Origin of the sequence: Nocardia colli (assembly GCF_008704205.1) — a bacterium.
In the GTDB taxonomy this organism is placed as follows: Bacteria; Actinomycetota; Actinomycetes; order Mycobacteriales; family Mycobacteriaceae; genus Nocardia; species Nocardia colli.
Genome location: NZ_VXLC01000043.1, coordinates 71,343 through 83,690 on the forward strand (window position 1 = coordinate 71,343; position 12,348 = coordinate 83,690).

The following is a 12,348-nucleotide window of genomic DNA, read 5'->3' on the forward strand; positions in this document are numbered from 1 at the left end:
ACGTACGCGGGGTGTTCCGGGTGCAGCGGGGCGCGCCGCTCACGCTCGCTGATCTTGGCGGCGGAGTACGCCGACAGGTCCAGTTCATCTACGTGCCGCACGGTCACGTCAGCGGGAACCGTCGCAGGGAGCACGAATCCGGCGAGACGCGTGGTCAGTACGGAGTGCGGCCGGGCCGTATCGAGAATGTGCCCGATCCGCTCGTCCGGATGCGCGGGATCCACCGGGACATACGCCCCGCCGGCCCGCGCGACCGCGTACATGGCGACGACCAGCTCGATCGAGCGCGGCATCGCCAGCACCACCAGCGATTCCGGACCGACGCCGGATTCGATGAGCATCCTGGCCATACGGTTGGCTTGATCGGACAGCTCGGTATAGGTCATCTGCAACGAATCCGTCTGCACAGCAACGGCATTCGGCGTACGCCTGACCTGATTGTCGAAGCCCTCGTGCAGGAAGCGGTCGGGAACCTTGTGACCGCTGGCATTCCAACTCGCGGTGACATAGTCGAATTCGCCCGCATCGAGCAGGGCGATGTCGCCGACGGGTGTCTGCGGTTCGGCCACCGCCGTGCGTAACAACCGGACCAGCTTGGCCGCGAACTCCCGCACCGTCGGTGCGTCGAACAGATCTGTCGCATAGGTGAATTCGGCGCGGTACTCCGCATCGGCGTCCGAGATCGTCAGTTGCAGGTCGAATTTGGCGAAGCCGGGATCGAAGTCGACCGGATCGGTGACCAGGTCCGGCAGATCCGGAGTGACCGGTCCCAGGTTCTGCATGAACAGCGCCACCTGGAACAGCGGATGCCTGGCTTGGGATCGGGCCGGATTCAGCACCTCGACCAGGCGCTCGAACGGAATGCCGGCGTGGGCGAACGCGCGCAGGTCTCGGTCGCGGGCCTGCCCGACCAGCTCGGCGAAGGTCGCCGCGCCGCTGATCTCGGTGCGCAGCACGAGGGTGTTGACGAACATCCCGACCAGGTCGTCCAGCGCGGCATCGCCGCGGCCGGCCACCGGCGTGCCGATCGCGATGTCGGTCGTACCCGACAGCCGGGCCAGCAGTGCGGCCAGCGCGGCGTGCAGGACCATGAACGGCGTCGCCTGGCAGCGGGCAGCGACCTCCTCGATCGCCGCGCGCAGCTCCGCGTCGAGGCGGAATTCCTGGGTCGCGCCGCGATAGGACGCCCGCGCGGGCCGCGGCCGGTCGGCGGGCAGATCCAGCTGCGCGGGAAGGTCTGCCAGTTCGGTCCGCCAGAACGCCAGCTGGCGGGCCGCCGCCGAATCCGGGTCGGCCTCGTCGCCCAGCACCTGCTGCTGCCAGAGCGCGTAGTCCGCGTACTGCACCGCGAGCGGGGCCCAGCCGGGGGCACGTCCGGCGCGGCGTGCGGCATACGCGGTGCCGAGGTCGCGCACCAGCGGGCCCAGCGAGACGCCGTCGGCGGCGATGTGATGCACGACCAGCACCAGCGTGTGATCGGCCGGCCCGCAACGCAGCAGGCGTACCCGAACCGGGATCTCTTCGGCGACGTCGAAGCCCTGGGACGCGACCACCAGGATCGCGTCCGCCAGCTTGTGCTCCGGCACTTCGGACGGTGTCAGGTCGAACACCGCGTGCACCCGGCGGATCAGCTGCGCGGGCCCGGCCACCGTGTGCGGATAGACGGTGCGCAGGACTTCGTGTCGCGCAACCAGATCGGTGATCGCCGCGGAGAGCGCGGCCACGTCGAGCTCGCCGCGCAGCCGCAACGCCACCGGAATGTTGTCCACCGCAGCGGTATCGAATGCGCGGGCGGATTCCGTGTCGGTGCCGAATCTATTCAGGAACCACATGCGCCGCTGCGGTGGCGACAGCGGAATGTGCTCCGGCCGTTCCCCCGCCACCAGCGGTGGGCGATCGACGCCGTGCTGGGCCGCGGCCGCGATCGCGGCCGCGGTCGGTCGATCGAAGAAGTCCCGCACGTCGATGGTTACCCCGAGCGCGGTCGAGATGCGAGCGATGGCGCGCGTCGCGATGAGCGAATTCCCGCCCAGCGCAAAGAAATCGTCGTCGGCGCCGATCCGGTCGAGGCCGAGCAGGCCGGCGAAGATCCCGGCCACCTGAACCTCGGCGGCCGTCTCCGGTGCACGATAAGTGGCCGCAGCAGAGCCGAATTCGGGTTCCGGCAGGGCGCGGCGGTCCAGTTTGCCGTTGACGTTCAACGGCATCGCGTCCAGCACGGTGACCAGCGACGGCACCATGTACTCCGGCAGTTCCCGCCGCACGGAGGTCAGCACCGCAACCGGATCGATGACTCCACTGCCCACCACGTAGCCGACCAGATGATCGCTGTTGTGCTGCCGGTACAGTACGACCGCAGCCTGCGTGACCCGTGGATGCCGCAGCAGTGCCGCCTCGACTTCACCCAGTTCGATCCGCAGGCCGTGCAGCTTCACCTGGAAGTCGGTGCGGCCCAGGTATTCCAGTTCATCCGGTCCGCCGTCGCGACCGGCCACCCAGCGCACCAGGTCGCCGGTCCGGTACAGCCGCTCCCCCACCGGTCCCTCCGGGCTGGCGACGAACCGCTCGGCCGTGATGCCGGGCCGCGCCACATAGCCGCGGGCGAGCTGCACACCTGCGAGGTAGAGCTCACCGACCACGCCGGTGGGCACCGGGCGCAGATTGTCGTCGAGCACCAGCAGGTCGGTGTCGTCCGCGGGTGTCCCGATCGGCACGCTGGTCACGTCGGCACCGGTGACCTCGTGCGCGGTTACGTCGACCGCGGCCTCGGTGGGGCCGTACAGGTTGTGCAGCGTGGCGCCACTGATATCGCGGAACGCGGCGGCGGTCGCCGCCGGAAGGGCCTCGCCGGAGGCGAAGACCAGGCGCAGCGAATCCACTGCCGTTTCCGCCGCCGGCTCATCGGCGAACACCGCCAGCATCGACGGCACGAAATGAGCGACGGTGACCCGGCTTTCGGCGATGATCCGGGCGAGGTACGCGGGGCTGCGATGCTCGTCCGGAGCGGCGATGACCAGCCGCGCGCCGATCTGCAACGGCCAGAAGAACTCCCACACCGAGACATCGAAGGTGAACGGCGTCTTCTGCAAGACGACGTCGTCCGCTCGCAGCAGGTACCGACGCTGCCGCCAGCGCAGGTTGGCCAGGATCGACCGATGCGACACGGCGACCCCCTTGGGGCGGCCGGTCGAACCGGAGGTGAAGATGACGTACGCGGTGTTGTCCGCGCTCAGTCGCACGGATTCGTCAGCCGCTGATTGGTCTGAGCTGCTGTCGAATTCGTCGATGTCGAGAGTCGCAACCTCGCCCAACTCCGGATGATCGCGGGTCGTGGTCAGTACCAGGACCGGGCGCGCGACCTCGAGCACATACGCGATCCGCTCCACGGGATGGTCGGGATCGATCGGCACATATGCACCGCCCGCTTTCAGAATCGCGTACATGCCGATCAGCAGGTCGAACGAGCGGCGAACAGCCAATCCCACCAATGCCTCCGGGCCGACGCCCTGCGAGATCAGCCGGTGGGCCAGCGCATTCACCCTGCCGTCGAACTCGGCGTAAGTGAGCGTCGCGCCGGCGTATTCGAGCGCCACCGCGTCCGGAGTGCTGCGCACCTGCCGCTCGAATTCGCTGACCAGCGTCTCGACCGGCGGCGGCTCGACGGACAGCACGCTCCGGGCCGCGGCCAGCGCATCGTCCAGCAGCTCGGTCAGCACCGTGCCCAATGCTCCGTCGGCTGATTCCAGCAGCGCGGGCAGCTGACTCGACACCACGACCGGCACCAGTGCCGCCGCGCCCAGGCTGTCGCCCATCGCTTCGGCCAGCAGCGCCAATTCGTTGGCGAGCACCTCGTACGTGACGGTCAGGTTGTTGTGGCGCAACGCGACCCGGTCCGGCTCGAGCCCGGCGACGGTCTCGATCAACCCGGGCAGGTCGTCGACTCCGTACGCACGGCGCAGCGCGGCATGCCCACCGAGCGCTGATCTGGTGCCGAGTCCGTCGGGTGTAACCGAATCTGTGTGGGACATCAGCTGTTTCCTTCCGAATCGACTACCGACGCCGAGTCGGCGAGCACCGCACGCACCTCGGCCAGCAGGGTCCGCAGCAAGGCCGCGAGACCGCCGCCACCGAGGGCGGCGAGGATGCCGGGCACCAGCCCGGCGAGTGAAATGTTGATCAGGGCTTCGGGTTTCGCGGCGGCACCCATCGCCTTCGCGGCGGTCGTCAGTTTCGCGTCGAGTTCGCGATAGGAGATCGTCCGGTCGCCGTGGGTGAAAGCGACGGCGTCCGGGTCGACGCGGGCGGCGGCGGAGATGAGCGCGGGCAGATCTGCCGGCGTGGGCTGGGGTTGTCGTTGCGCCGCAGCGCGGATGTCGATTGCGCGGATCGCGATCGCGGGGTCGGTGGCGACTGCGGTCAGCACCTGCGTCAGCCGCGTGGCGAAGGAGCGAACCGTCGCGGCGTCGAAAATGTCTGTCGCGTAACCGAATCGCATGCTCAGGCCAGCTCGAGCACCATCGGCGTCGAACAATTCGACGGCGGTGAGCTGAAGGTCGAACTTCGCTTCATCGAGGCCGAGATCGAGAGCCTCGACGTCCAGGCCCGGTAGCGCGACGGCGCCGGTCGGCAGGTTCTGGAAGGTGAACAGCACCTGGAACAGCGGCGGGTAGGCGCTGGACCGCGGGCGGCCGATCGCCTCGACCACCTGCTCGAACGGGACGTCCGCGTGCGACAGCGCCGCCAGGTCCCGCTCGCGTGCTTGGCGCAGCAGGTCGCGGAAGCTCGTGCGCGGGTCTACCTCCGTGCGCAGCACCACCGTGTTGACGAACATCCCGATCAGGTCGTCCAGTTCACGAGCGCCGCGCCCGGCGACGGGAGCGCCGACGGTGATGTCGGTGGTTCCGGCGAGTTTGGCGAGGAGTACCGCGAACGCGGCGTGGACCACGGTGAACAGCGTCGTGTCGTGGTCCCGCGCGAGTTCGTCCAGCCTGCCGGTGAGTTCGGTATCGACGTCGAATTCGATGGTCGCGCCGTGCATGTCGCGGCGGGCTGGTCGGGGCCGGTCGGTGGGCAACGCGAGCAGTTCGGGCGCTCCGGCCAATTCGCGTTTCCAGTAAGCGAGTTGGCGGGCGGCGAGGCTGTTCGGATCGTGTTCGGAGCCGAGGAGTTCGTGCTGCCAGCTGCTGTAGTCCGCGTATTGGATGTCCAGCGGTGCCCAGTCGGGTGTTCGGCCGGCCGAACGGGCGACGTAGGCACGCATCAGGTCCCGGGTCATCGGCGCGACGGAGTAGCCGTCGGCGCTGATGTGGTGCAGTACGACGACGAGCACATGCTCATCGGCGGCCACCGCGAAGAGTGCCGCACGAACCGGTGGCGCCTTCGTGATATCGAAAGCGATGGAGACGAATTCGGCGATACGTTCTGCGATGTCCGCCTGCGCTACCGGTACCGGGGTGAGGTCGAAAGCCAGATCGGTGACCGGGAGCACCTCCTGCACCGGTCCGTCGCCCGTGTCCGGATACCGGGTACGCAGGGCATCATGCCGATCGAGGATGTCTTCGAGCGCCGCTCTCAGTGCGGCCAGGTTCAATTCGCCGGTGAGGCGCAGTGCCGTCGGGATGTTGTAGGCGGCGGAATCCGGTGCCAGCCGGTTGACCACCCACATCCGTTGCTGTGCGGGCGACAACGCCGCCGGCGCCGGGTCGTTCCGCCGCACCAGTGCGGGTCGCGCATCGCTGTCGTCGAGAGTCGCGAGGTGCTCGGCCAGCCCACCGACCGTCGGTTCCTCGAATACCGCGGACACCGGCACGTGCATGCCCAGTGCGGCGCTCAATCTGGCGGCCAACCGAGTCGCCATCAGCGAGTTGCCGCCCATGGCGAAGAAGTGGCCGTCGAGTCCTGCTGTGCCGGTGCCGATCACGTCGCCGAAGGTGGCCGCGACGACCTTCTCCAACTCGGTGCTCGGAGCCCGGAAGGCGGCCTCGGCGAATACCGGTTCGGGCAGCCGGGCTCGGTCGACCTTGCCATTGACGTTGAGCGGCAGCGTTTCCAGCACCACGACCGCGGCGGGAACCATGTAGGTCGGCAGCTCACCCGCGAGCGCGTCCCGCAGGATCGCCGGCAGCTCGGCCCGATTCCGCGAATCCTGCGCCGACACAGCGGCATAGGCGATCAGGCGTGCGCCGGCCCGTTCATCCGCTCGCGCCACCGCGACCGCGGCATGCACTCCGGGCTGCCGCCGCAGCGCGGTCTCCACCTCGCCTGGTTCGATCCGGAATCCACCGATCTGCACCTGGAAGTCCGCGCGCTCCAGGTATTCGAGGGTGCCGTCGGAACGCCAGCGCACGATGTCGCCGGTCCGGTACATCCGGCCGCCGGCATACGGATCGGCAACGAACCGGTCCGCGGTCAGTCCAGGTCGGCTCTGGTAACCGCGAGCCAATTGAGCTCCAGCCAAATACAACTCACCGGGAACGCCGACCGGTACCGGCCGCAGTCGCGCGTCGAGCACGTAGACCCGGCTATTCCAGGCTGGTGAGCCGATCGGGACCGTGTGCGCTGGATCGGCATCCACTTCGTATGCCGTGATCGACACAGCGGCTTCGGTGGGACCGTAGAGATTGAACAGCCGCGCCGACGTGCGACGCCGGAACTCGAGCGCGGTCGCGGGCGGTAAGGCCTCGCCGATGGCGAGTACCTGGCGGAGAGAGGCGGGCAGCTCGGATGCCGTCGAGAGGAGCATGCCGATCAGCGACGGCACCGCGTGCAGAATCGTGACGCCGTGCCGGTCGATGAGGTCGCGTAGTCGATCCGGATCTCGTTCCGTGCCTGGCTCGGTGACGACCAGGCGACCGCCGGTCACCAGTGGAGACCAGAACTCCCAGACCGACAGGTCGAAGGTGGCCGGAGTCTTGAGCAGGACACGGTCGGCCGGGCCCTGCGCGAAATTGGTCCGCAGCCAAGCGAGTTGGTTCACGATCGCCGAGTGCGGGACGGACACGCCCTTCGGTCGACCGGTCGAGCCGGACGTGAAGATCAGGTAGGCCGCATGATCGGGGCGCAGTGGGCGGATGCGGGCCGCATCGTCGAGTGCTGTCGCCGGGATGCCGGTGCGGTCTACGCGGTCGACTTCCAAGGTAGGAATGCATGTTTCGATCGGCAGGCCGTCCCGTGCGGTGGTCAGGATCGCCACCGGGGCGGCGGTATCTACGATGTAGACAATGCGATCCACGGGGTGGTCGGGGTCGATCGGAACGTAGGCGCCGCCGGCGCGGATCACGGCATACATGGCGACGACCAGGTCGATCGAGCGTCGCATCGCAAGCACCGTCGTCGTCTCCGGACCGACGCCGATCGTGATCAGCCTGCGCGCCAGACGATTCACTCGTGCGTCGAAGTGCGCGTAGGTCAGCTCATATCCCGTTGCCGCGTCGATCAGCGCCACCGCCTGCGGCGTCCGTGCGACCTGCGCGTCGATCAGGTCCGCCAGCGTCACCGACTCGACCGGAGCCGCGGTGTCGTTCCACCGGTGCAGTACCTGGTTCCGGGCAGCACCGAGCACATCGATGTCGCCGACGACGACGTCGGGTTGGGCCGCCACGGATTCGAGCAGGCGACACAGCTGGGCGACGATCCGCTCGGCGGTCTCGGCCTCGAACAGGTCGGTCGCATAGCCCAAGGTGAGATCGACGCCTTCGGGCATCCCGTCCGCGCTGTAGTGATCGACGGCGAACAGATGGAGGTCGAATTGTGCTACCTCGCTGTCGAATTCGATCTCCCGCACGTCGAGGCCGGGAAGCTCGAAGGTGCCGCGCTCGTGATTCTGGAACGAGTAGCCGACCTGGAACAGCGGATGCCGCGCTGTCGACCGGGTCGGGTTGAGCACCTCGACCAGTCGCTCGAACGGCACGTCCGCGTGTGAGAACGCCGCGACATCCACCGCGCGCACGCGCTGCAGCAGGGCGTCGAACGGCTCATCGGCCGCGACGTGGGCGCGCAATACCAAGGTGTTGACGAACATTCCGATGACGTCGTCGAGTTCGGCCATGCCGCGACCCGCGATCGGCGTGCCGACGGCGATATCCCCGCTGCCGGACAATCGCGCGAGCAGGGCCGCGAAGGCGGCGTGCACCACCATGAACAGCGTCGCGCCGTGTTTGCGGCCGAGTGCGACGAGATCGGTGTGCAGCTGTGCGTCCACCGCGAAGCGGACTTTCTTGCCGCGCAGGCTTTGCCGTGCGGGACGGGGATGGTCCGTCGGCAGCGTCAGCTGATCGGGCAGTCCGGCCAGCGTCGCCGACCAGAACTGGAGCTGTTGCGCACCAAACGATTCGGCATCGTCTTCGGCACCGAGCAGCGCGTGTTGCCACAGCGCGTAGTCCGCGTACTGCACGGCGGTCGGCGGCCAACCAGGAGCGCACTCATCCAGCCGTGCGGTGTACGCGACCATCAGATCGCGCACGAACGGCACGACCGATGATCCGTCCGCGGCGATGTGGTGCAGGACCGCAGCCAGGACGAACTCGCCTCGGCGCGCTCCGTCATCGCCGCGAACAGAGTCGCTCAGGTGGAACAGGCGCATGCGTACGGGCACTTCGGTAGTCACGTCGAAGGTGAAGCCGGCGAGCTCGCGGATGCGGTGTGGCAGCTCGGATTCGGTCACAGCGACGGGCCACAGCGATGGAACTGCCTGGGCGGCTCCGAGAATCAGCTGCACCGGCACGCCGTCCCGCTCCGGATACCGGGTGCGCAGCGATTCGTGCCTGCCGATCACGTCACCGACGGCCGCCTGCAACGCCGCGACATCCAGCTGACCGGACAGTCGAAGGGCCAGTGGGATGTTGTAGGCGACGGAGTTTCGATCGAATCGGTTCAGGAACCACATCCGCTGCTGCGCGGGCGAGAGCGGAATCCTCTCCGGGCGTGCGCCTCCCACCAGTGCAGGCCGGGCGGTACCTGCCGTGGCGGTGCTCACGAGGGCGGCGAGATCGGCGACCCGTGGCGCTTCGAACAGGGCGCGAACGCCGATCGTTCGATCCAGCGCGGCACCGATGCGCGCGACCGCTTTGGCCGCCAGCAGCGAGCTGCCGCCGAGGGCGAAGAAGTCGTCGTCCGCGCCCACCGTCGCGTCCGAACCCAGCACCTCGGCGAAGACCGCAGCCACAATTTGCTCGGCCATCGTGGCCGGACGGCGATAACCGGTCGACTCGAACACCGGCGCGGGCAGGGCCGCGCGATCGAGTTTTCCGTTCACCGTCAGGGGGATTCGGGGCACCGAGACGATCGCGGCAGGCACCATATGTTCCGGCAGCCGATGTCCGAGGGCCTGGCGCAATCCCGCGACATCGAGATCGTCTTCGGCCACCGTGTAGGCGACGATGCGTGGCTCGTCGATCAGATCGGCGCGGACCACCACCGCCACCTCGCGAATGGCGGGATCGTCGAGCAGTGCGGCCTCGATCTCACCGAGTTCGATGCGGAAGCCGCGCAGATTCACCTGCTGGTCGGCGCGGCCGAGGTACTCCAGGTCGCCGGCGGCGGTCCAGCGGGCGAGGTCGCCGGATCGATAGGCCGGTGCACCATTGTCGGCATAGGGATCGGCGACGAACCGGCTGGCGGTCAATGCGGGGCGGCCGAGGTAGCCGCGCGCGAGTTGCCCACCGGAGACATAGATCTCGCCGGGTACGCCGACCGGCACCGGCCGCAACCGGTCGTCGAGGACCCGGATCGCCAATCCCGGTATCGCACCGCCGATTACGCTGGCCGACCCGGTGTTCACGTCGATGGGACGGAAGGACACGTGCACCGTGGTCTCGGTGATGCCGTACATGTTCACCAGGCGCGGACCGTCCGGATGACGGTCGAACCATCCGGTCAGGCGCTGCGGTTCCAAGGCCTCGCCACCGAAAATGACGTGCCGCAAAGCGAATTGGGCGGCGTCTGCCGCGGCGAGGTCGGCGGCGATCAACTGGTAGAACGCCGACGGAGTCTGGTTGAGCACCGTGATCCGCTCCGCGATCAGCAGTTCGCGGAACTGCTGCGGCGAGCGGGAGGTGTAGTAGTCGACCACGACCAGGGTGCCGCCGTGCAGCAGCGCACCCCACAGCTCCCAGACCGAGAAATCGAAGGCGTAGGAATGGAACATCGTCCACACATCCGACGGGCCGAAATCGAACTGCCGCTGGGTGTTGTCGAGCAGGCGCAGCACGTTGCGGTGCGGGACGACAACACCTTTGGGCTTTCCGGTCGATCCGGAGGTGTAGATGACGTAGGCGACCTGAGCGGGATGCAGTGGCGCGCGGCGGTCGGCGTCGGTGATGGGTGCGCTGTCCGCGGTTACCGAGTGCGTCGCGTCGATGTCGATCACCGGTCCGCCGAACCAGCCACGCGCCAATTCCGTGGTAGCGCTGGTGATCGCGCAGATCGGACGGGCGTCGTCCAGGATGTACTCGATGCGGTCGGTGGGGTAGTTCGGATCGATCGGCAGATAGCCGGCGCCCGCCTTGACCACGGCGAGCAGCGCGACGACCAATTCCACCGAGCGTGGCAACGCCACCGCCACCAGCGTTTCCGGACCGACGCCGGCGGCGATCAGTCGACGAGCCAGGCGATTGGACCACTCGTCGAGCTCGGCGTAGCTCAGCGTGCGTTCACCGGCGCGAACCGCGTCGGCCACCGGATCCAACGCGGCGACCTGTGCGAACCTGTCCGCGAGAGTGCCGACGGCGGCCGTATCCGCACCGGTGCTCGCCCATTCGTGCAGCGCCCGATGCTGCTCCTCGGCACTGAGCAACTGGATGTCGCCGAGTACCACGGTCGGGTCGGCCGCGATGGCGGCCAGCACCTGGGTGAAGCGGCGGCCGAGGACCGCGATCGTCTCGGGATCGAAAAGGTCGGTGGCATAGGTGATCTCGATGTCCATGCCGTCTGCCCGGCCACCCTGATCGATCGCCTCGACCACCGTGAATTGCAGATCGAATTTGGCTGCGGCAGCGTCGAATTCGCAGGGTTGTGCGCGCAGGCCGGCCAGGTCGAACCGGGGCAGGGTGAAGTTCTGAAAGGTCAGCGCCACTTGGAACAGGGGATGGCGGCTCTGGGCACGCGTCGGGGCGAGCAGTTCGACGAGCCGCTCGAACGGGACATCTACCTGCGACAATGCATCGATGTCCTGGTCGCGGACGGTATCCAGCAGGGTCTCGAACCGGGTCCGGGAGTCGACCTGGGTGCGCAGCACGAGGGTGTTGACGAACATGCCGACGAGTCGATCCAGCGCGGCGACGCCGCGACCGGCCACCGGGGTGCCGATGGCGATGTCCGTGCTGCCGGAGAGCCGGGCGAGCAGCACGGCGAGTGCGGCGTGCACGGTGCTGAACAGGGTGGTCTCGCGTTTGCGGGCCAATTCGCCGAGCTCGCTGTGCAAGTCGGAGTCGATCCGGAGCCGGTGGGTTGCGCCGCGATGCGATGCCACCGCCCGTCGTGGGCGGTCGGCGGGGAGGTCCAGTTGGTCGGGTAGACCGTCGAGGGTGTGTCGCCAGTAGTCGAGTTGGCGGTCCGTGTGCGCGAAATCGGCCTGCCACAGGGAGTAGTCGGCGTATTGCACCGGCAGCGCGTCCCAGGTGGGTGGTATGCCTTCCCGCCTGGCGGCGTAAGCGGTCATCAGATCGCTGGACAAGGGGCCCAGCGAGAAGCCGTCCGCTGAAATGTGGTGCAGCACAATCGCCAGCACGTGGTCGTCGGCAGAGATGGCGAACAGCGCTGCCCGCATCGGCATTTCACGAGTGAGATCGAAGGTGGCCGACGCCAGCTGGCTCAGCCGGCCGGCCAGTGCTTCCTCGGTGATCTGTTCGGCGTGCAGATCCGGAACTGCCTGTGCGACAGGGACGATCACTTGCTCGGGACCGTCTTGGCTGTCCGGGTAGACGGTGCGCAGCGTCTCGTGCCGCTGCACCACATCACTCAGTGCCGCGGTCAACGCGGCGATATCGAGGACACCGGTCAGACGGAGGGCGACGGGAATGTTGTCGACGGCGTCGCCGGGTCCGGTCTGCTCGTCCGCCAGGAATCGGTTGAGGAACCACATGCGCTGCTGGGCGGGTGCGAGCGGGATGCGCTCCGGCCGGGGTCGCGGTTGCAGTGCCGCACGGCCGCCGAAACCACGCTGGGCTTCGGCGTAGTCGGCCAGCGCCGCTACCGTCGGCGCATCGAACAGCGCACGCACGGGTAGGTCCGCGTCCAGAGCGGCACCGAGCCGGGCCACCACCTGGGTGGCGGTCAGCGAGTTGCCGCCGAGGGCGAAGAAGTCGTCGTCCAGGCCGGCGCGCTGCACGCCGAGCAGGTCGGCGTAGATGT

The 12,348-nt window shown here is 68.1% G+C and carries 2 protein-coding genes (1 of these 2 cut by a window edge); both read right to left on the bottom strand.

The features are described from left to right. Window positions 1–4,028, bottom strand: the start of a protein-coding gene (locus F3087_RS43565) for a non-ribosomal peptide synthetase (RefSeq protein WP_150408069.1). Its footprint begins 21,235 nt before the window's first position; 4,028 of the gene's 25,263 nt are visible here — the first part of the coding sequence; it begins with the start codon at window positions 4,026–4,028; the stop codon falls past the left edge of the window. Beyond that, window positions 4,028–12,348 (bottom strand): amino acid adenylation domain-containing protein (locus F3087_RS43570; protein WP_150408070.1); only part of this gene is annotated, 8,321 nt, incomplete at its 5' end. The genes F3087_RS43565 and F3087_RS43570, both read right to left, overlap by 1 nt.